The sequence below is a fragment of the Poseidonibacter lekithochrous genome, from assembly GCF_013283835.1.
Classification (GTDB): domain Bacteria; phylum Campylobacterota; class Campylobacteria; order Campylobacterales; family Arcobacteraceae; genus Poseidonibacter; species Poseidonibacter lekithochrous.
Map to the genome: position 1 here is coordinate 3,403,997 of NZ_CP054052.1, position 20,276 is coordinate 3,424,272.

General features: G+C 28.5%; 22 protein-coding genes. 5 read left to right on the plus strand and 17 right to left on the minus strand.

Translation table 11 applies throughout. The annotated features are described in order from the left end of the window. Positions 1-9 precede the first annotated feature (9 nt). From ALEK_RS16370 to pseB, 10 genes are read right to left on the minus strand one after another with little or no spacing between them, the layout of a single operon-like run. The gene (locus tag ALEK_RS16370; RefSeq protein ID WP_071627945.1) at positions 10-978 is read right to left on the minus strand and encodes a Gfo/Idh/MocA family protein; all 969 of its coding nucleotides are present in this window, start codon (positions 976-978) and stop codon (positions 10-12) included. Continuing rightward, entirely contained in the window at positions 978-1,703 is a 726-nt protein-coding gene (locus ALEK_RS16375; RefSeq protein WP_071627946.1) for a cytidylyltransferase domain-containing protein, read from the minus strand. Before ALEK_RS16375 ends, ALEK_RS16370 begins: the two co-directional genes overlap by 1 nt. An 8-nt stretch (positions 1,704-1,711) precedes the next feature. After that, positions 1,712-2,335, minus strand: coding sequence for a pseudaminic acid biosynthesis-associated methylase (locus ALEK_RS16380; protein ID WP_071627947.1), 624 nt, complete (start codon positions 2,333-2,335; stop codon positions 1,712-1,714). A 13-nt stretch (positions 2,336-2,348) separates the two neighbouring features. Continuing rightward, positions 2,349-3,092, minus strand: coding sequence for a cytidylyltransferase domain-containing protein (locus ALEK_RS16385; protein WP_071627948.1), 744 nt, complete (start codon positions 3,090-3,092; stop codon positions 2,349-2,351). Next, positions 3,082-3,612, minus strand: a complete 531-nt coding sequence (locus ALEK_RS16390) for a GNAT family N-acetyltransferase (RefSeq protein WP_071627949.1) — start codon at positions 3,610-3,612, stop codon at positions 3,082-3,084. Before ALEK_RS16390 ends, ALEK_RS16385 begins: the two co-directional genes overlap by 11 nt. A gap of 19 nt (positions 3,613-3,631) precedes the next feature. Then, entirely contained in the window at positions 3,632-4,978 is a 1,347-nt protein-coding gene (locus ALEK_RS16395) for an amidase (RefSeq protein WP_071627950.1), read from the minus strand. A gap of 1 nt (position 4,979) precedes the next feature. Then, the gene (locus ALEK_RS16400; RefSeq protein WP_071627951.1) at positions 4,980-6,167 is read right to left on the minus strand and encodes an N-acetyl sugar amidotransferase; all 1,188 of its coding nucleotides are present in this window, start codon (positions 6,165-6,167) and stop codon (positions 4,980-4,982) included. 8 nt (positions 6,168-6,175) lie between these two features. Continuing rightward, on the minus strand, positions 6,176-7,252 hold the full coding sequence (locus ALEK_RS16405; protein ID WP_071627952.1) for an N-acetylneuraminate synthase family protein: 1,077 nt from the start codon (positions 7,250-7,252) through the stop codon (positions 6,176-6,178). Between the two features lies 1 nt (position 7,253). Then, entirely contained in the window at positions 7,254-8,141 is an 888-nt protein-coding gene (locus ALEK_RS16410) for a dTDP-4-dehydrorhamnose reductase family protein (protein WP_071627953.1), read from the minus strand. Between the two features lie 11 nt (positions 8,142-8,152). Further along, a complete protein-coding gene (pseB, locus tag ALEK_RS16415; protein ID WP_071627954.1) occupies positions 8,153-9,145 on the minus strand; it encodes a UDP-N-acetylglucosamine 4,6-dehydratase (inverting) in 993 nt (330 codons plus the stop codon). Between the two features lie 123 nt (positions 9,146-9,268). On the opposite strand from pseB, the gene ALEK_RS16420 reads away from it, so the two are divergent. The 5 genes from ALEK_RS16420 (at position 9,269) to ALEK_RS16440 (ending at position 13,054) form a co-directional block, all read left to right on the plus strand. Beyond that, the gene (locus ALEK_RS16420; RefSeq protein WP_071627955.1) at positions 9,269-9,493 is read left to right on the plus strand and encodes a hypothetical protein; all 225 of its coding nucleotides are present in this window, start codon (positions 9,269-9,271) and stop codon (positions 9,491-9,493) included. Positions 9,494-9,590: 97 nt separating this feature from the next. Then, on the plus strand, positions 9,591-10,622 hold the full coding sequence (recA, locus tag ALEK_RS16425; protein ID WP_071627956.1) for a recombinase RecA: 1,032 nt from the start codon (positions 9,591-9,593) through the stop codon (positions 10,620-10,622). Positions 10,623-10,757: 135 nt separating this feature from the next. Next, positions 10,758-12,032, plus strand: a complete 1,275-nt coding sequence (eno, locus tag ALEK_RS16430; RefSeq protein ID WP_071627957.1) for a phosphopyruvate hydratase — start codon at positions 10,758-10,760, stop codon at positions 12,030-12,032. A 12-nt stretch (positions 12,033-12,044) separates the two neighbouring features. Next, positions 12,045-12,287: a septum formation initiator gene (locus tag ALEK_RS16435; RefSeq protein WP_071627958.1), complete on the plus strand. Its 243-nt coding sequence runs from the start codon at positions 12,045-12,047 to the stop codon at positions 12,285-12,287. Continuing rightward, positions 12,284-13,054, plus strand: coding sequence for an AMIN domain-containing protein (locus tag ALEK_RS16440; protein ID WP_071627959.1), 771 nt, complete (start codon positions 12,284-12,286; stop codon positions 13,052-13,054). The genes ALEK_RS16435 and ALEK_RS16440 overlap by 4 nt, the downstream gene beginning before the upstream one ends. On the opposite strand, the gene ALEK_RS16445 is transcribed toward ALEK_RS16440, so the two are convergent. From ALEK_RS16445 to ALEK_RS16475, 7 genes are all read right to left on the minus strand, one after another. After that, entirely contained in the window at positions 13,022-14,182 is a 1,161-nt protein-coding gene (locus ALEK_RS16445; protein ID WP_071627960.1) for a cation:proton antiporter, read from the minus strand. The genes ALEK_RS16440 and ALEK_RS16445 overlap by 33 nt on opposite strands. Before the next feature lie 9 nt (positions 14,183-14,191). After that, positions 14,192-15,073, minus strand: a complete 882-nt coding sequence (locus ALEK_RS16450) for a biotin synthase (RefSeq protein ID WP_071628032.1) — start codon at positions 15,071-15,073, stop codon at positions 14,192-14,194. Continuing rightward, on the minus strand, positions 15,063-15,575 hold the full coding sequence (locus ALEK_RS16455) for a metallophosphoesterase family protein (RefSeq protein ID WP_071627961.1): 513 nt from the start codon (positions 15,573-15,575) through the stop codon (positions 15,063-15,065). The genes ALEK_RS16450 and ALEK_RS16455 overlap by 11 nt, the downstream gene beginning before the upstream one ends. After that, entirely contained in the window at positions 15,575-17,974 is a 2,400-nt protein-coding gene (gene topA / locus ALEK_RS16460) for a type I DNA topoisomerase (RefSeq protein ID WP_071627962.1), read from the minus strand. Before topA ends, ALEK_RS16455 begins: the two co-directional genes overlap by 1 nt. Positions 17,975-18,023: 49 nt before the next feature. After that, positions 18,024-18,803: a UDP-N-acetylmuramate dehydrogenase gene (locus tag ALEK_RS16465; RefSeq protein ID WP_071627963.1), complete on the minus strand. Its 780-nt coding sequence runs from the start codon at positions 18,801-18,803 to the stop codon at positions 18,024-18,026. 5 nt (positions 18,804-18,808) lie between these two features. Next, on the minus strand, positions 18,809-19,672 hold the full coding sequence (locus tag ALEK_RS16470; protein WP_071627964.1) for a menaquinone biosynthesis family protein: 864 nt from the start codon (positions 19,670-19,672) through the stop codon (positions 18,809-18,811). A gap of 70 nt (positions 19,673-19,742) precedes the next feature. Continuing rightward, positions 19,743-20,231, minus strand: a complete 489-nt coding sequence (locus tag ALEK_RS16475) for a transglycosylase SLT domain-containing protein (protein WP_071627965.1) — start codon at positions 20,229-20,231, stop codon at positions 19,743-19,745. Positions 20,232-20,276 lie beyond the last annotated feature (45 nt).

Genomic DNA, 20,276 nt, shown 5'->3' on the forward strand with positions numbered 1-20,276 from the left:
TTTTAATCCTTATTTATTTTCTAATATTTTTTCTATAAATTTAAAATTACTTAATTCATCTTTGTAAGAAGATGTTATTGTTTTATTTTTTTCCAAATGTAAATAAAGTTCTTCATATACATTATAAATTAGTTTTTTTGATATATTATTTTCATAAGAAGTATTTTCATCTATAAAATTATAGCCCTTATATTCGATACTCTCATTTATATTAAAATAAGAAATTTTTTGTTTGCTATTTATATACTCTATAACTTGTTTTTCAAAATAAAGTTTGAATTCAATAATATTATATTTTGTATGATCATGTGATATAAAATGTATGGGAACTATTTTATTTTTATATTTAATCTTTATAAAAATATCGTAAGTCAAATCTTCTTCACTAAAACCAAGTGAGCTATCAAGGATAGAAGAAGATATTATCTCAGGACTATCAAATAAAAAGTTAATTAAATCAATAAAATGTGAGCCATTATTTTTTAAACCCTTCACATAATTTAAAATGATTTTATTAATCAATCCAAATTTATCATTTCGTATTTCTTCTCTTAATTTAATCAAAGGTTCTTGAAATCGTCTCATATAGTTTACCACTAGTTTATCTTTAAAAAAATTATCTAAGTTTTCATATTCATTTTTATTATAAAACAGTGGTTTTTCAACTAAAAACAATTTTATATTACTATTTTTAAAATAATTTAATATTTCAAAATGTAAATTTGTAGGAGCAGCAATTACTAAGATATCTATATTAGATGTATCTAATAATTCATATGAGTTTAAATACTTTACATTTGGAAATAAGTCTTTTAAAAGTCCTATGTTCTTATCACTTGGGTCAACAACATATTTTAAATCAAACTCTTTATGTAAATATATTGCTTTTGCATGCGAATATGCCCTATTAGTATCTTGTTTATTATAATCATATAATAAACCTATATTTCCCATTCCTAATAGTGCAACATTAATCACTAGCTTAAACCTTTTCTTTCTATAAGTACATTTATATCTAATAGCTCAGGATTAGACTTTACGTACTTAATAATATCATCTAGTGTAAAATCTATTGTATTAAAATGATTTGCAATAGCACTCATTATTTCATAATCTTCTTTTGTATCTAAAGTAATAGATAGTTCTGGGTAGTACAAAGAAGAAGGAGCTTCTACGTTAAAAATATTATATTTTCCACTTGTGTAAAACTCAGGAGTAACATGCTCTTTATCTACATATTGCAACTCTTTTTTAGAGATCTCTTTTAATGCTTCATATTTATAAACTTGTACAGACATTCCAATAGGATAAGTATGCTCAATCCAATTACTAACATAGTCATATGAGTTATTCAAATAAACTTCTATTACCTTATCCACAATTGTATAATCTAAGAAAGGGCAATCCCCTGTTAGTTCTACAATAATATCTGTTTCATACTCTTCATGGGTTTGTAAAACTCTTTCAAATACATTGTCTTCACTACCTCTAAAATAACTAATATTATTTGATTTACAAAAATCTACAATTGCATCATCTTCTTTATTTATAGTTGTCGCAATTATAATATCATTTACATATTTAGATTTTTTAATTCTTTGTACCATCATATCAAGAACAAAAGTATTACCTAAAGGAAGCATAACCTTACCTGGTAATCTACTTGATGTCATTCTAGCTTCTATTGAAACATTGATTTTCATTTTAAACCTTAGTTAGTTTTTTCTAATAAGAACCAAGAGATATCATCTTGATGGAAATTATTATCTCGGTGGTAAGCAAAACCATAATCAACTAATCGTAAGTCTTCATATTTATCAAGTAATTCTCCAGCAAAATCTCTTTTAAATAGTTTTCCTTCATGACCTCTATAATTTACCTCAACTGGTGTTGGGTTATAGTATTCTGCCACTAAGATATATTTACTACTTGTTTCATACAACTTCTTATATACAGCATCTAAGTACTCAGGATTAATATGAATTAAAACAACTTTTGTAAATACTAAATCTCTTTTTTCTTTACATTCAAAATCAAAAATTGACTCATTATGAATAGTATTAAGGAAATTTAGTTTTTCTAAACTTGTACAAGCTTCTTTGTTTATTTCAATAGCAGAATATTTTGCAGATGGAAGTAATTGATTTAAAGCTAATAAGTTTAATCCTATATTTGCCCCAAACTCAATAACACTATTAATATTATGTGTTCTATCTAATACTTTTGAGAAAAAGTTAATATTGTTTTTTACTCTATCATAACTATTTCTCTTTATATATTCACTTCCCCATTCATTTGATGCCCAAAACTCTTCTTGTTCAGTTTTTAAACTCATATTCTTCTCCTTTTTAATCTTTTGCATTTTTTTGATAAACATGATTATTTATTTCATATATATATTCGTTATCTTTTAACATTGAAATTAACTCTTCATATGAGAACTCAATTTTATTTTCAAACTTTGAATATACTTCTTTTATTGCCTTATAGTCTGAGTTTTCATCTAAAGTTAATCTATATTTTGAATTATCATCCTGCTCTTCACAAGAACCAATTTTATATTTATCTTTATTAGATAGATAAATATATGGTGTTACATGTTCTTTTTCAAAATCTTCATTAGCATTATTATAACTCTCTTTTAAAACAGCAAAACTAAAAACTTCTACATCTAATCCTATAGGGATAGTTCTATTTATTCTATTAGACACATAATCATAATTTCCTTGAACAAACATATCAATTGCTTTTTCCATTAAAGATTGATCAATTAAAGGGCAATCAGAAGTAATTCTTACAATAATATCTTCATCTTTAGCATTGTACTTTTTAGCAGATAGATAATATCTCTCTAAAACGTTATTTGTACTACCTTTGAAATATTTAATATCTAAAGTTTCACACAAATCACTTATTGCTTCAGAACTATTATCATCTGTAGTAGCAATGATAATATTCTTTTTATATTTACCTAACCTATCCATAACTATTTCAAGAACACTCTTTTTACAAAGAGGTAACATAACTTTTTTAGGAAGCCTTGTTGAAGTCATCCTTGCTTGAATAATTATGAATAAATTTCTATTTTTCATTAAAAGTACTTAAGTATGAATAGTATAAAGAGTTATGCCATTTATTTTCAAACCAATATGTTTCTTTTAATTCTCCATCTAGTTTAAAACCTAAGCTGTCAAAGAAAACTTTCTTCTTTTCATCTATACTATATATTTCTGCCCATAATCTATGTAAATTTAGAATCTCAAAACCATAAGTTCTCATAAGCTCTGCAGCTTCAATAGCAAATACTTCATCAATATAAAGATCTTCGTATCCAATATAAATAGAAAAATCAGCACTTCTATTAACCCAGTCTATGTAACATAGTCCACAAACACCAATTATTTCATTTGTATCTAATTTAATAATTGCAAACATTTTGTTAATTGAGTTTTTATCACATATTGATTCAAACCATTTATTTTGATTAAAATCATTTAATTCATTAACTTCTCTAAAAAATTTTCTTTGACTAGGATTATTTCTCCAGTTTTTCAATTGAGGAAGATCTTCTTTTTCAAGAGCTCTTAATCCTACTACTTTCCCTTTAATCATATCTTGCCTTTTTTAAAAACTATACTTCAACAACTTGTGAATCACTTATAATCTTTTCTTTTTTTAATTTCTTAGCAAACTCAATAACATTATAATCATCATATTTAGCACTTACAATTTGGAAACCAAAAGGAAGATTATTTGGCCCTTTAAATTTTGGAGTTGCAAGTATAGGTAAACCTAATAGAGTCCAAATTAAAGTAGAATCAGGATGATTATTGTAATCTAAACCTTTAGGCGCTTCACTTGAACTTGATAAAGTTAACACAACATCATAATTGTTTTTAATCCAAGCATTAAACTCTTTACTCATTTCTTGTTGCTTATCTAGTTCTACTAAATACTCTTCTAAAGTGATTTTATCTCCATCTTCAATAATATCAATAATTAAACTACTTAACTCATTTTGATGATTTATATACTCACTTTTAAAATAGTATGATATTGATTTATTATAAATCTTACGATGAACTTCCCTTGCATCTTTTAAAAATGAAGGTAATTCAATAAACTCTACTTCAAAGTTATTCACATTTGATAATTCATCTTTAAATTTTGAAAATGCTTCTTTTGCATATTCTTCTTTTTTTGAAAAAGAGTCTGAAGCAATTAAAGCAATTTTTGTTTTCTCATCAAAGTTTTTAGTTTTTTTATCATCTAGATTATTATAAATATAAGGATGATTCTGACCACTTAATCGTAAGTTATCAAAAGAGTATTCTATATCTTCAATAGTTCTAGTAAAAACTGACAAGGTATCTAAGGTATCAGATGTTTTTAGAACTCCTGTTCTTGGGAAAACACCAAAAGTAGGTTTAAAACCATATATACCACAATAACTTGCAGGCTTAGATGTTGAAGCTGCTGTTTGTGTTCCAAAAGACAAAGGAACAATTCCCGTAGCTACGGCAACAGCAGAACCTGAACTTGATGTTCCGGGAGTATGATCTAAATTATATGGGTTTAAAGTATCAGATGGCTCATGAATAGAGAACTCTGCCATTTTAGTTTTCCCTATTACTAATGCACCTTCATCTCTTGCTTTTCTTATAATTCTTGCATCATTACCAGCAGTATAATCTTTATAAATACTACTACCTCTACGAGTATACATTCTCTCAGTGTTATAACAATCTTTTACACCTATAGGAATACCTTTGAAATTCGTTGAATATGGGAATTCACTTTGGTCCAATTCATCTGCTTTTTCTAATATATAATCATAATCAACATCTTCAAAAACATTTAACTTTTTATCAACTTCTTTACTTCTATTTATTATAGCTGAGATAATTTCTTTAATTGTAAAAGTTTTATTTTCAATTCCAGATATTAATTCTACTAAACTTTTTTTATGAAATTCCATTTTAACCCTTAAAGTAATTATCTTTTTCTTTTATTAATTTTTCAAAATATTTTTCATCACTAAGTGTTGAGTCATTAACTATTCTTTTTTTATTTGGATCAGAAAAAATCATTCTTTGTTTAGAATCAAATAACTCTTTTGCAGCTGTTTCTCTTTGCTTAATTAAAATATTATAAAACTCTTTTTTCTCAATTCCAGTTTTTTTAGTATAGTAATCCATCATTATTGGTTCTTCTGAATCATAATGACTACTTAACTCATGAAATTCATCTATAGATATAATTCCATTTCTTAAATCTTGAGTAGCAAAGTCAGTTCCTCTACCATATCCTCTTTTTACATATTTCGAATAATCATGAACCCCTGTCATAATACACTCTGCACTTTTATATCTTTTATAAGTACCTTCTAGTTGTCTTTCTTTCCAACCATAGTGTTTTGTTAAAAATTCAGTAAAGTATTCTCCATCCCAAAATAGATAATCACCCATAAAAATTCCATGTAAGCCAGAACTACCAAATTCTTCTGCATCAGGGGGATAGAAGAACATCATCTCATTCTCTTCAATTCCTCCAGCAGCTATCATCTTCTCAGGACCTTGTTTTGTAGAAACCTTTCTAAAGTAATCTTCATCATAATCTATTGGATTACTATATGTTGCACATTTACCCCATTCAGCTACAGATTCACCCCATACAAGAAGTTTGATATTTAATTTAATTGCCATTTGAAGAGGGAAGGCTCCAACTCCAGCATGACAATGCCAACAAGAATCTCCAATTAAAGATAAAGAATTTTTCATCATTCTATCTACTAGTGATCTTTTAGGAGTATATTCAATATGGTCAATATCAAGTTGTTCAAGCATCATATGAAGATTTTCTCTTCCTTCTTGTGAAAAAAGATTATGGCTAAATGTAACAGCAAGAGGATTCATATTAAATTCTTTTTTTAACATATGCATTTGATAAGCACTGTCTTTCCCACCACTTACAGGAACAATACAGTCGTAATTAGTTTTGCTTCTATATTTATCAAAGATTTTTTCTAATTGACCTCTTTTCTTTTTCCAATCAATTTTCATTTTTTCTTCAGATGCTCTACATATTTCACAAACACCTAAAGCATCCAAGGAAAGACCCTCATAAGATGTAGGCATATTACATCTAGTACACTTCATTAATTTCATTTTTTCTCCTAAAGAATGATATCTGACCAATTTACAGAATTGCCAAGTTTTATATCATTACTTAATTTTTTTCCTAATATATTATCTTTCTCAAAAGGTAAAACTGTACCTTTTGGAGCTGGTCTTAAAGGTTCAAACATATCACTAGTAATTACATCATTTTTATTTAAGTCGCGAGTAGCTCTTAAACATCTTCTTTGTAAAACACTTGTTTCTAATTCATTATCTTCTATTTTCTTAATACAAGTTCCCAATGCATACTCTAATTCTCTTGTTCTATCAATCATTTCTCTCCAAGTTAATGGATTCATAGAAAACTTATGATCTGGCCCTTCTAAAGAATTATTATCAGTAAAATGTTTTTCAACAACTTTAGCACCAAGAGCCACAGCACCTAATACAGTTGTGTGACCTAAAGTATGATCTGATAATCCTAAAATAGCATTAGGAAATAGTTGAGCATATGATTTTAATACATTTAATTGAATATATTTAAAGTTCTCATTACTTGCTGTATAGTTAGTATTACACTGCATTAAAACTATTTGTTTATTTATTTTTTCTAGTTTATTAATTAAACATATTACTTCTTCAATATTTGAGGCACCAGTAGCTACAATCATTGGTTTGTAAAAACTTGCCATTTTTTCTACAATCTCATGAAAAGTTATATCTCCTGAACCTACTTTATATGCAGGTACAAAATTATTAATATAATCTATATCATTTATATCATATGGCGAAGTAAAAAAATCAATTTCTGCTTTTTTACAAGTATTATATAATTCTTCAGTCCATCGAAGAGGAACTTCCGCATCTTTATATACCTCATATATTGATTTATTCCAATTCTTTTGATGGCTTGATTTACTTCCTAAATTCTTAAAGCCAACATCACTTACAATTGAGCTTGCTTTAAAGTGCTGAAATTTAGCAGCATCAGCCCCAGCTTCTTTTGCCAAATAAATTAAATCTTTAGCTTTTTGTAAATCACCATCGTGATTTGCAGCAATATCAGCAATAAAATATGTTTTTGAATTTGCAGAGATTTCACTGCTTCCTATATTAAAAGTATTATTATTCATTTTAATCACCTTTTTTATATTCATAATATAAAGAGTCTATAACCTCTTCTATTTTTGGCATTTTTAAATCTAAATCTCTTTCAATTTTTGAAGTATTTAAACCTAAAGTTAATGCCCTTTGAATTGAACTTTCATTTTGAATTAAAACAGTTTTTTTTATTTTCTTATTATCAAAAGAAAATTTTTTAGAAACTTTCATTCCAAAATCATACTTACTTATACTTTCACATGAAGATATATTATAAATCCCAACCAAACCTTTTTTATAACATTTTAAAAGAATCCCTCCAAGTAAATTTACCGAGATAGGAGATGTAAAAAAGTTTTCATATAAATTTATATTTAATTCTTTAGACATATTATTTATAAGCCATTCAAAAAAAGACTCTTTTCCATTTTTTCTAAAACCAATAATATTTGTACGAACAATTAATGATTTCTTATAAATATCAAGAACTGCCTCTTCTGCTTTATATTTAGTCTTCGCGTAATTATTCAATAAAGAAACATTTTCATTTTCATTATGTCTATACTTTCCATCATTATAATAATGATCAGTAGAAACATGTATAAAATAAGAATTATTTTTTTTTGCGAGTTCTGCTAGGTTTATTGAGATTTCATAATTAGAAAAGTTTGCTAAAGGTAAATCATCCTCACATTTTTGTAAATCTACTAAAGCAACAGTATTTATGATTAAATCAGGACACCAAGAATTAAAATAAGTATCTAACTCAATTGTAATATTTGAGAAGTCAATTAGATTATTAACATTCTCTTCTATATTAACTGAATGATTTCTAGAGAAAGCTCTTACATCATAGTTTTTAAATAGTTTTATTAAATTAGATCCTAAAAGTCCAGTACCACCAATAACTGCGATTTTCAAAATAACAACTTCTATATATTTTTAACAAATGATAGAAGTTCTTCTTTATTTAACCATTTGCTATTATTACCTGAATTATATTCAAAACCTTGAGCAACATGGATACCTACTTCATTTAAGTTATTCTTTCCATAATTAACAGGTCTTGTAAATTTAATTGTTGGAGCAATTACATAATGATCATCAAATTCATAAGTTAAATGAGAGTCATCAGCCGGGCACATTATTTCATGTAGTTTTTCTCCTGGTCTAATACCTACAATTTTATGAGGTAAATTAGGAGCTAAAGATTTTGCTAAATCTACAATTTTTATTGAAGGAATTTTAGGTACAAAAATTTCACCACCACTCATTCTTTCAAAATTCTTTAATACAAAATTAACACCATCTTCTAGAGTAATTAGGAATCTAGTCATTTTATCATCAGTAATAGGCAGTTCCTTAGCCCCTTCAGAAATTAGTTTTTGAAAAAATGGAATTACGGAACCTCTACTACATATAACATTCCCATATCTAACAACAGAAAATATTGTGTCTTGTTCCCCTACCAAATTATTAGCGGCAACAAAAAGCTTATCAGAAGCAAGTTTTGTAGCTCCATATAAATTTACAGGATTTGCAGCTTTATCAGTTGACAGAGCAATTACTTTAGAAACTTTACATTCAATTGCAGCATCAATTACATTTTGTGCTCCATTAATATTTGTTTTAATACATTCCATTGGATTATACTCTGCAATTGGTACATGTTTTAAAGCAGCAGCATGAATTACATAATCAACGCCTTTCATTGCTTTTTTTAATCTATCAAAATCCCTAACATCCCCAATAAAATATCTCATTGAAGTATCACTATATTCCTGAGCCATTTCATATTGCTTTAATTCATCCCGAGAATAAATTATAATTTTATTAGGTTTATATTTTTCAAGTAGTATTTTTGTATATTTTTTACCAAAACTACCTGTTCCGCCAGTAATTAATATGTTTTTATTATCAAACATTTGAAGCCTTTAATCTAATAAAAAGATTTGTTTTATATATAGTATCAAATAAATTATTAATTTTCATTTTTTAAGATATTATATGCAATAATAAGTTATATTAAAATCATATTAGGTTAAATTATGGCAGAAAAAGTTATTCCAGATAATATTATTAAAATTCAAAAGAAGCTTGCATCATTTGAAAAAGGCTCAAGAAATTATAAGAAATACACAAAAATTCTTGCAAAACATATTAAGAAACACTCAATGAAAAGAAGAGTTACATCTCATATTAAGACAATTGAATCAGTGGAAAAAATATCTCAAAATGAAACATCTGAAAAAGATGAAAATAAATCAGAATAAAAAACATTACAAATTGTAATAAAAATATATACTTTATATTTTTTTCGCTAAAATTCCCACATAAAATTAACAAAAGAAAATCTACACAGGATAAAAAATGGATGATAATCAAAAAAAATCTTTAGACTTAGCTATTAAACAAATTGACAAAGCGTTTGGAAAAGGTACACTAATTAGACTTGGTGATAAAGAAGTTGTTCCAACAGAATCAATTTCAACTGGTTCTTTAGGACTAGACTTAGCACTTGGTGTTGGAGGAATTCCAAAAGGAAGAGTTGTAGAGATTTATGGACCTGAATCATCTGGTAAAACAACATTAACATTACATGCAATTGCTGAATGTCAAAAAGCTGGTGGTGTTTGTGCCTTTATTGATGCGGAACATGCACTTGATACTGTTTATGCACAAAATCTTGGTGTAGATATTGATAACTTACTAGTTTCTCAACCTGATTTTGGTGAGCAAGCATTAGAAATATTAGAAACTGTAATCAGATCTGGTGCAGTTGACTTAGTAGTTGTGGATTCAGTTGCTGCACTTACTCCAAAAGTGGAAATTGATGGAGATATGGATGACCAACAAGTTGGTGTACAAGCAAGACTTATGTCAAAAGCTCTTAGAAAAATTACTGGTTTATTAAATAAAATGAATACAACAGTAATCTTTATTAACCAAATTAGAATGAAAATTGGTATGACAGGTTACGGTTCACCTGAAACAACTACTGGTGGAAATGCACTTAAATTCTACTCTTCAGTAAGATTAGATATTAGAAGAATTGCTACACTTAAACAAGGTGAAAATTCAATTGGTAACAGAGTTAAAGTAAAAGTTGTGAAAAATAAAGTAGCAGCACCATTTAAACTTGCTGAGTTTGATATCATGTTTGGAGAAGGTATCTCTAAAATGGGTGAACTTATTGACTATGGTGTTAAACTTGATATCGTTGACAAAGCTGGAGCATGGTTCTCTTATGGAGATTCAAAAATTGGTCAAGGAAAAGAAAACTCAAAAGTATTCTTAAAAGACAATCCAAAAATCGCAAATGATATAGAAAATAAAATTTTAACTTCTATGGGAGTTAATGACGAAATTATTCAGGGTGAACCTGAAGAAGACGCAGAATAATTACACTCTTCAAAGGAGTGAAAACTCCTTTGAAACTACACACTACCTACCCCAAAGAACAATCAAAACCCTCATAAAAGCAAAGTAAAAACATCCTTTAGATATAATCTAGCAAATTAATATATAGGAGACCACGTGGTATTTATCGACAACGTATATGCTGACGAAGTATTAGATTCAAGAGGAAACCCAACTGTAAGAGCAACAGTAATCTTAAGTGATGGGACAAAAGAGAGCGCTATTGTACCAAGTGGTGCTAGTACTGGAAAAAGAGAAGCTTTAGAATTAAGAGATGGTGATGACAGATTTTTAGGTAAAGGTGTTTTAAAAGCTGTAGCAAATGTAAACACTACTATTGCTGATGAATTATTAGGTTTAAGCCCATTCAATCAAGCTGAAGTTGATGCAACTATGAAAGATATTGATGGTACATCAAATTATTCAAACTTAGGTGCTAATGCTGTATTAGGTGTATCTATGGCTGTGGCAAGAGCTGCTGCTTCTTCATTAAAAATACCTTTATACAGATACTTAGGTGGAGCAAATGCAATGACTATGCCTGTTCCAATGTTTAACATCATTAATGGTGGAGAGCATGCTAATAATTCTGTAGACTTCCAAGAATACATGATTATGCCTGTAGGATTTGAAGACTTCAATGAAGGACTAAGAGCTACTGCTGAAATTTATCAACATCTTAAAAAAGTTATTGATGAAATGGGTGAATCAACTGCAGTTGGTGATGAGGGTGGATTCGCTCCAAACTTAAAATCAAACGAAGAACCTTTAGAAGTTATTGTTAAAGCAATTGAATTAGCTGGATATAAGCCAGGTGAGCAAATTGCACTAGCACTTGATGTTGCTGCTTCTGAATTAATCAATGACAAAGGTCTTTACGTATTAAAATCTGAAAATAGAGAAATTACTTCTGAAGAGTTAGTAAACTACTATGCTGATTTATGTGCTAAATATCCAATCGTTTCAATTGAAGATGGATTAAGTGAAGATGATTGGGATGGATGGAAAGTATTAACTGAAGTTCTAGGAGATAAAGTACAATTAGTTGGTGATGATTTATTCGTAACTAATGCTTCTATTTTAGCTGAAGGTATCCAAAAAGATATCGCTAACTCAATCTTAATTAAGCCAAATCAAATTGGTTCAGTTTCTGAGACTATGTTAACAATTAGATTAGCTCAAAGAAACAACTATAATTGTGTAATGTCTCACAGATCAGGTGAATCTGAAGATGCATTTATTGCTGATTTTGCTGTTGCTTTAAATTGTGGTCAAATCAAAACTGGTTCAACTGCGAGAAGTGATAGAATCGCTAAATACAATAGATTACTTGAAATTGGTGCAGAAATTGGTTATGCAGAATACTTAGGGAAACAACCTTTTTCTAAATAATTACATTAATTTATGAAAAAAATACAACGTGGTTACAAGAAATTTATCGTAATAGTAATAGCATCTATTGCTATTACATTATTTCTTAGCTACCATGTTGCTAATATTCTTTTTGGAAGTAACTCTTTAAAAGTTTACAGTTCATTAAAAAACAAAAAAGAGTATTTAGAGAGAGAAATTATTAGATTGCAAAAAGATAATGCTCATTTACAAAAAGAGTACTTTGAATTAAAAAACTTGGAGCCTGAAGAATGAAAACTTTATTTTTATTTACATTAACTGTTATTTTATCATTAAGTTTAAGTGCAAGAGAGAATCCTTTTACTGCAACAAATGCTTATGAAGAAGAAGCTGCCAGAATTATCGAACTTAATGAAGTTGATGAGACTGCATACGGTGAAGAACAGTTTATTCAACAAATGCAAGAAGAGATGGCTATGACAAAAGAGCTTCCTCAAGGTGGAAATAAAAATAAAGTTAAAGAAGCTGTTAAAAAATTAATGCCTTCATTAAAAGAGAAAAAAATAAATGACAAAGTTTATTCTCAAAAAGAAGTAAAAAAACTTATCAAAAAAGCTCAAAAACAAAGTGAAGCAAAAACTAAAAAACTTATCAAAACTGAATTAGAAAAATCTCAAATGGTTGAACCACAACAAGTTGTTTTTGTGAAACCAAGACCAGATGTAGAAATTGAAGAAGAGATGATGAAAACAAAAAAGGTTTTACCTTTTATGGACATCGAATATAGTGACGATAAACTTATTATTCACACTAAATACAAAGTATCAAAGAAGTTTACATTAGATAAAGGTAATAAGATTATTATCGATTACAAAGCAAAATTAAACTTCTATACAAAAAGAGAATCTTTAGATACTTCTAATTACAAAAAAATTGCAATTGGTAATCATAAAAAAAATGGTTTCTTTAGAGTTGTTGTAGAATTAAATAGTAAACCTACAAACTTCAAAGTTAACTATAAAAACAACCTAATTTCTATCGTTAAGACTAATGAATTGTGATAAGATTCTTATCGCAATCATTACAATTAAAACCTCTAAAATGGCTGCTAGAATAAATGCATAATAATACTCTTGATCTATTGAGTGATTATTATATGCCAATGTCGTAACCGCAATTAAAAGTGTTAAAGGCATTGAGTGAGAAAGACCAATCATAAAGAACTTATTCCAACCCATATCTTTTATAAACAATGTTGATGCAACAAATCTAATAGCTATCATTGCAAATGTAATTAAGAAGGCTTTTAATACTAATCCATCAGTAAAAATTGCATCTAATTCAAAAGATGCCCCTACAGAAATGAAAAATATTGGTACTAACCATCCAAATCCAAAGTGCTCTAATTTATGAGGTAATTGCTTATTATGTTCCTCAAAGAATGTAGTAATAAATGTACCTGCAATAAATGCCCCAAATGCTACTTCTAGATGTAAATACATCATTACAGTAATCATAAGGAAAAAAATAGCCATAGATACTCTAATATCTTGTTCTTGATGATCTTGCTCCGGCATTAAATATGCTTTAATTTCAGGGAACCACCAAATAAGGTTATGGAAGATTTTGTAAACAAATAACATAGAGATTAAGAAAACAACAAATAAGAACATTGTTTTATATAACTCAAAATTAATCCCAAACTCTAGTACCGCAGATACAGTTGTAAGGGCAAAGATAGATACTATCTCACCAATTAATCCTACAACAATTGATAATCTAATCCACTCTACGTCCCCATACTCTTTTTTAAGGGCTGCTAATAGCCCTATAGAGATTAAAGGAAGAATAACTATGAAGATATTACCTAAATCAAAATAAACGGATATAAGCGTTGATAGAGAGAAAAGGATAATATTATAAATCAAAGATTTCTTTAATATTGAGGGGGATATATTTACAAGTTTTTTCAGATCAACTTCAAGTCCTGCTAAAAACATCAGATATAAAAATCCAAGTTCCGCAACAAGATGCAAAATTGCATGATCAACAATAAATGCAAAATATGCAGCTACTGCTCCAAGTATAATTTCAACAGTAATTGTTGGAAGTCTTAATAACTTAGCTATTAATGGCGAAGAAAAGATAATAAGAGATATTGATATAATTATTAGTATTTCTTCACTCATTAATTAACCTTACTTCTCGTCTGCCATTTTTACTACGTGTTTAGCTATTTTGAATCCTAGTTTTTCTAATGCTTCAACATCATCTTTTGGAGTTTTACCAGCAGTTGTTAAATAATCACCAATAACAAATGCATTAGCACCTCTATTAAAGATTTCATATTGCTCATCACCAAACATTAATTCTCTTCCACCAGCAACCATAATTTTATGTGCATTTGGAATCATTTCCCTTGATAATTCAACTAAATCAAAAGCTTCTTCTCTTGTAATTGTATTTTCAACTAAAGGTAATGCTTCATTTGGATGGAAAAAGTTTAAAGGAACATTCATTGGATCTAAAGATGCAATAGATTTAATCATAGAGATTCTATCTTCTTGAGTTTCACCCATTCCAAAAATTCCACCACATACAAGTTGAAGTCCTGCTTCTTTAACATTTAAACAAGTTTGGTATCTCTCTTCCCAATCATGAGTAGTACAAATTGTAGGATAGAACTCTTTTGATGTTTCTAAGTTATGGTTATAGTTATCAACACCTGCTGCTTTAAGCTCTTTTAATTGATCAACAGAAGCTGTACCATTACAGGCAATAAGTCTTAATCCTAAGTTTGCAGCTTTTACAGCTTTTGCCGCCTCGGCAATAAACTTAGTTTTTTTATCTGTAAGTCCTAGTCCAGCAGTAACTAAACAAAATCCAACTGCACCATTTTCTCTAGCAATTGTAGCTTCTTTTACAATTTGCTCAATTTCTTTTAATTTATACCTTTGAATATCTGCTTTATATCTAACACTTTGTGTACAGAATTTACAGTCTTCGTTACATGTTCCACTTTCAACATTACAAATGGCACATAAAAAAATTTCATCAGTATTTTTAAATTTATCGTTCATATTTATATTCTTCTTTCTCAAAAAATTCTTTGTTTGTATTTTTAAAATAGTACGTGATTATATACTCATTTTCATTAATTTCTAGAAATACACACTCAATTAGAGGCTTTTCACGTGCACAAACTTCCCCTGGATTTACAAACAATGTTCCATTTTTACACTCTGATTCAAACTTATGAGTATGACCAAAAATCACAACATCAGCATCGGGAGTTAAGTGATAAGGAAGATGCATAAGTTTAAATTTTATATCTTTTATTTTGAAATAATAAGGTTCTTGTTTTATAGTATATTTATTAGAAACAGGGATTAATCCCATATCATTATTTCCAAATACACTCACATAAATAAGCCCTGAGTCTTTTAAAAGTTGTAGATTTTCTTCAATACATAAATCACCAGCATGTACAAGGTATTGACTTCCCTTTTCTTTTAAAAAGTCAATAACTTCTTTCGTATAGTCACTTCTGTGGTGACTATCTGATAAAATACCTATTTTCATTAAGTTTTTGGTGTGCTCTTCTTAGCTGTAGTTTTTTTAGCAGGAGCTTTTTTAGTTGTTGTTTTTTTTGCAGTTGTTTTCTTAGCCGCAGGTTTCTTAGCTGGTGCTTTTTTTGCCGGAGCTTTTTTAGCAGCAGTTTTAGACTTAGGATCTTTTGCAATAATCTCTTCACACTCTTCAAGTGTTAAATCTTCAGCAACTTTACCTTTTGGAATTTTGAAGTTTTTTCTTCCTTGTTTAATATATGGACCATATTGTCCGATTAAAACTTGAATCTTCTCTTTTTCAAAATTTTTAATAGTAGCTTTTGCTTTTGCTTCATCAATTTCTTTGATTACCACTAATGCTCTATCTTCTTCTACAGTATAAGGATCATCAGTTTTTAAAGAGTAATATTTAGTCTTAACTTGTAAGTATGGACCAAATCTACCAATATTTGCTTTAATCTCTTCACCCTCTGCTGTATGTCCTACAACTCTTGGAAGTGTGAACAAGAATAATGCTTCTTCCATAGTAATAGTATCCATATTTAAGTGATCAGGAATAGCAACAAATTGAGGCTTTTCTTCATCATCTTTTGTTCCAATTTGAACAAATGGACCAAATCTTCCAACTCTAGCACTCATTGGTTTTCCAGATTTTGGATCAGTTCCTATTTCTCTTACTTGTAAATAATCTTCTTTATTTACTGTTTCTTCTTTTTCTTCAATAGTTTTTTTGAAACCACCATAGAATTCATGCATTACTTGTTCCCAAGCAATTTTACCCTCGGCAATATCATCAAACTCTTCTTCAATTTTTGCAGTAAATCCAAGATTTACAATATCAGAGAAGTGATCAGCTAAAAAAGTATTAACTATTTCACCAGTTGGTGTTGGTTCTAGTTTTTTATCTTCTGTTTTTACTACATATTCTCTTTGCTGAATTGTTGAAATTGTTGGAGCATAAGTTGATGGTCTTCCAATTCCTTCTGATTCAAGTTTTTTTACTAGTGACGCTTCTGTATATCTAGCAGGTGGTTTAGTAAATAACTGCTCTAAATCTAATTTATTAAGATTTAAAACCGTTCCAACTTTAATTGTTGGAAGAATTTTCTCTGTACTATCTAGTGCAGATTCAGGATTATCACTACCTTCTGTATATGCTTTCATAAATCCAGGGAAGATAATTCTTTGTCCCTTTGTTTGGAATTCAAACTCTTCACTTTTACCAGCTTTAATTTTATACGTAGTATTTGCAATCTTAGCAGGAGCCATTTGAGTAGCTAAAGTTCTTTTCCAAATTAATGAATAAAGTTTATATTGAGAGTTATCAACATGGTCTTTTATTTCACTAGGTTTTAATGCAAGATTAACTGGTCTAATAGCTTCGTGAGCCTCTTGTGCTCCTTTTGCTTTAGATTTGTATGCTCTTGGCTTATCTAGTGAGTATTCTTTTCCATATTGTGCTTCAATAACTTCTTTTGCTGCAGATGTTGCTACTTTAGAAAGATTTAATGAGTCAGTTCTCATATATGTAATTAAACCACCAGTATGTCCTGGGATATTACCTACATTTCCTTCATAAAGTTGTTGTGCAATAATCATTGTTTGTTTTACAGAATATCCAAGTTTTCTACTTGCTTCTTGTTGTAATGTAGAAGTAGTAAATGGAGCTGCAGGGTTTCTTTTTGAATCTTTTTCTTCAATATCATTAAGAACAAAACTTCCTTGTTTTAAAGAAGATTCAATAACTCTAGCTTGTGCTTCATTTGTTACTTTAACGTTTGAACCATTCTCTTTTGCAAGTTCTGATTTTAATTCAGGGTCAATAAATTCAGATTTAATTTTCCAGTACTCTTCTGGTTTAAATTCTCTAATTTCATTTTCTCTATCTACAATAATCTTAACTGCAACAGATTGAACACGTCCTGCTGATAATCCATATCTTACTTTTTTCCATAATAGAGGTGATAATTCATATCCAACTGCTCTATCAAGAATTCTTCTTGCTTGTTGAGCATCAACTAAGTGTTGGTCAACATCTCTTGGATTTTCTAGTGCCTTCATAATGGCATCTTTAGTAATTTCGTGGAATACAATTCTTTTTATAGGATTATTTTCAATTTTAAGTGCAGGGATAAGATGCCATGCAATAGCTTCTCCCTCCCTATCCTCATCGGCCGCTAGGTAGATAGTTGTATCTTTACTAATTTGTTTCTTTAAATCAGATATTACTTTTTTCTTATCTGTAGAAACTAAGTACTTTGGCTTAAAGTTATCTGCAGGATCAAAACCAAGTTTTGATTTAGGTAAATCCCTAACATGACCCATTGAAGCCATTACTACATAATCACTTCCTAAAAATTTTGATATTGTCTTTGCTTTGGCAGGAGACTCCACGATTACTAAATTTTTCACTAAAAAAAACCTTATATTATTTTAAATTTTGCATTCTAACATAAATCAATTAATAAATTATAACTTCTTCTTCTATATCTATGTTAAATTGATCTTTTATTCTACTCTTTGCTAAGTTGATTATTTCAACAGCTTCTTCGTATGTTCCGCCACCTAAATTCACTAAGAAATTAGCGTGTTCTTGGGAAAATGACATATTGCCTATTTTATACCCTTTTAAACCTACAGCTTCTATTAATCTACCTGCATAATCATCTTTTGGGTTTTTAAAACAAGATCCAGCACTTGGAATATGTGGCTGATTATCTCTCATTTTATTAAACTCTTTTAATTTATCTTTACTAAAACCCTCTTCTATATTAAAAACAACTTCATAAACTATTGTATTTAATTGGGTGTGTCTATATGAATAATTCACATCTTCTTTTTTAATATATCCATCTTTAGTTTTAATAGAATGAACATAATTGAAAATTTCCCAAGACTTAAGTCCTGCATTCATTTTTACTAAACCACCTAAGTTACCTGGTAGTTTAGCTAAAAATTCTAAATTTGCGATATTATTTTTTCTTACATAAGTCAAAAGTTTACCAGATGTAGTTGCACATCCCACATAAAGTAAATTATCTTCTCTTCTTATATAATCAAACTCTTCCCCTAAAATTGCAAACTTTGGTGCATTTGAAGAAAGAAGAAGATTATTAGCACGACCAATTATTTGGTACTCACTATAATCAGCTATTTCATTTATAACTAAAACATCAACAGTTGGACCTATTTTAATTGATGAATATTTTGTAAAATCAATAGTTCTTATAGAATTTTGCATATTTATTACTTTTGTCTTAATTCTTTATATTCACTTGGAATTAAAAAATCTTGTGATTTAACTAACTCTGTATAAAAACCATTTTTATATCCAAGTTCAAATAGTTTATCTAAAGCTTTATATTGAATATCAGATAATTGTACTGAGTTATCATTTGCATATAAATCAAGATAATTATCTAATGTGTCAGCATCAACTCTAATTAAACCTTTGTCAAGTAACATAGGAGCTAAAACTTTTCTGTTTTTATTTGCAACATTAACTGCTTTAATTAATGTATCTTCATAATCAATTGCAGCATGTAATGGAATTGATCTTCTAATACACATTCCACCAAGTGGTAATGGTAAATCTCCACCACTTAATTCAACCCAAATATCCCACATCTCTTTTTCAACTTCTAATGAATCATCATAAGTTAAAATCGATTCGTGAATTAATACACCAGCATCAACATCACCATTAATAACTGCTTGTTCAATATCTAAGAAATTCATATATGTAATTCTTGCATCTGGATATGCAATTTTGAATAATAAAGCATTTGTAGTGAATTCACCACTTAAAGCTACTTTGAAATTTCTTTTTAATTTAGTGCCTTTTCTTTTAATAAGTTTAGGTCCATAACCTTCACCAAAAGAAACTGCTGTTTTTAATAAGGCATAATCATCTTTAACGAATGGATAAAGTGCAAATGAAATAGCACAAATATCATAGTCACCTTTCAATGTAGCTTGATTTAATGTCTCAATATCGTCTGCAATATTTTCAAATTTGGCATCATTTGGAGTAACCCAACCAAATTTAATTGCATAATACATAAAAATATCATCTGCATCAGGTGAATGTGCAACACTTATAGTCTTCAAATCTTATCCTTAAAATTAATTAGTTGGATTGTAACAAGATATGGTTTATTTCTAGGTTATAAAGAAGGTTTTATAGTTTATATTCTAATTTTAGTGTTTTAATAATCTTATAAATACTTGTGGCATAAAGTAAACCAGTTTTACTTTCATATTTCCAACCTGTATTATAAGAGGCCCAAGTTTTTGCCCATGATTCATCATGAACACCTTGCCAATACTGTATTTCTAATAAAGCATTATTAACAGCATAACGAATATCTGTTACTAATTTATTTGAGAAATACTCTCTATTTTCTTTTGTATCATCAACATCTTCTCTTGATAACACAGTTTTGATATTTGCTTGAAATAATCCATAATCTTTAGATTTATCATTCACTAAATTTTTACCTAATGAAGACTCTTTTATAGCAATTGCCATTAAAGAATATTGAATCATTTTCTCATTTGAAAGAGATTTTATCTCTTTTAAAATCAAAATATCTTTTTCAGATAATCTAAGAGAATTAGAATAAACAGATGAAATAAAAATAAATAGAAGTAAGAATATTTTTTTCATGACAGAATTATACAAAAAATCTAGCCATTTATATATAAAATGGCT

Bases quoted from the DNA above. Each gene is read 5' to 3' on its own strand.
- ALEK_RS16455 (WP_071627961.1), bottom strand. From the start codon at position 15,575: ATGAAAATAGGTATTTTATCAGATAGTCACCACAGAAGTGACTATACG.
- ALEK_RS16465 (WP_071627963.1), bottom strand. From the start codon at position 18,803: ATGCAAAATTCTATAAGAACTATTGATTTTACAAAATATTCATCAATT.
- ALEK_RS16390 (WP_071627949.1), bottom strand. From the start codon at position 3,612: ATGATTAAAGGGAAAGTAGTAGGATTAAGAGCTCTTGAAAAAGAAGAT.
- ALEK_RS16450 (WP_071628032.1), bottom strand. From the start codon at position 15,073: ATGAACGATAAATTTAAAAATACTGATGAAATTTTTTTATGTGCCATT.
- ALEK_RS16400 (WP_071627951.1), bottom strand. From the start codon at position 6,167: ATGAAATTAATGAAGTGTACTAGATGTAATATGCCTACATCTTATGAG.
- ALEK_RS16395 (WP_071627950.1), bottom strand. From the start codon at position 4,978: ATGGAATTTCATAAAAAAAGTTTAGTAGAATTAATATCTGGAATTGAA.
- ALEK_RS16420 (WP_071627955.1), top strand. From the start codon at position 9,269: ATGGCAGAAAAAGTTATTCCAGATAATATTATTAAAATTCAAAAGAAG.
- ALEK_RS16435 (WP_071627958.1), top strand. From the start codon at position 12,045: ATGAAAAAAATACAACGTGGTTACAAGAAATTTATCGTAATAGTAATA.
- ALEK_RS16475 (WP_071627965.1), bottom strand. From the start codon at position 20,231: ATGAAAAAAATATTCTTACTTCTATTTATTTTTATTTCATCTGTTTAT.
- ALEK_RS16380 (WP_071627947.1), bottom strand. From the start codon at position 2,335: ATGAGTTTAAAAACTGAACAAGAAGAGTTTTGGGCATCAAATGAATGG.
- ALEK_RS16405 (WP_071627952.1), bottom strand. From the start codon at position 7,252: ATGAATAATAATACTTTTAATATAGGAAGCAGTGAAATCTCTGCAAAT.
- ALEK_RS16445 (WP_071627960.1), bottom strand. From the start codon at position 14,182: ATGAGTGAAGAAATACTAATAATTATATCAATATCTCTTATTATCTTT.
- recA (WP_071627956.1), top strand. From the start codon at position 9,591: ATGGATGATAATCAAAAAAAATCTTTAGACTTAGCTATTAAACAAATT.
- ALEK_RS16385 (WP_071627948.1), bottom strand. From the start codon at position 3,092: ATGAAAAATAGAAATTTATTCATAATTATTCAAGCAAGGATGACTTCA.
- pseB (WP_071627954.1), bottom strand. From the start codon at position 9,145: ATGTTTGATAATAAAAACATATTAATTACTGGCGGAACAGGTAGTTTT.
- ALEK_RS16375 (WP_071627946.1), bottom strand. From the start codon at position 1,703: ATGAAAATCAATGTTTCAATAGAAGCTAGAATGACATCAAGTAGATTA.
- ALEK_RS16440 (WP_071627959.1), top strand. From the start codon at position 12,284: ATGAAAACTTTATTTTTATTTACATTAACTGTTATTTTATCATTAAGT.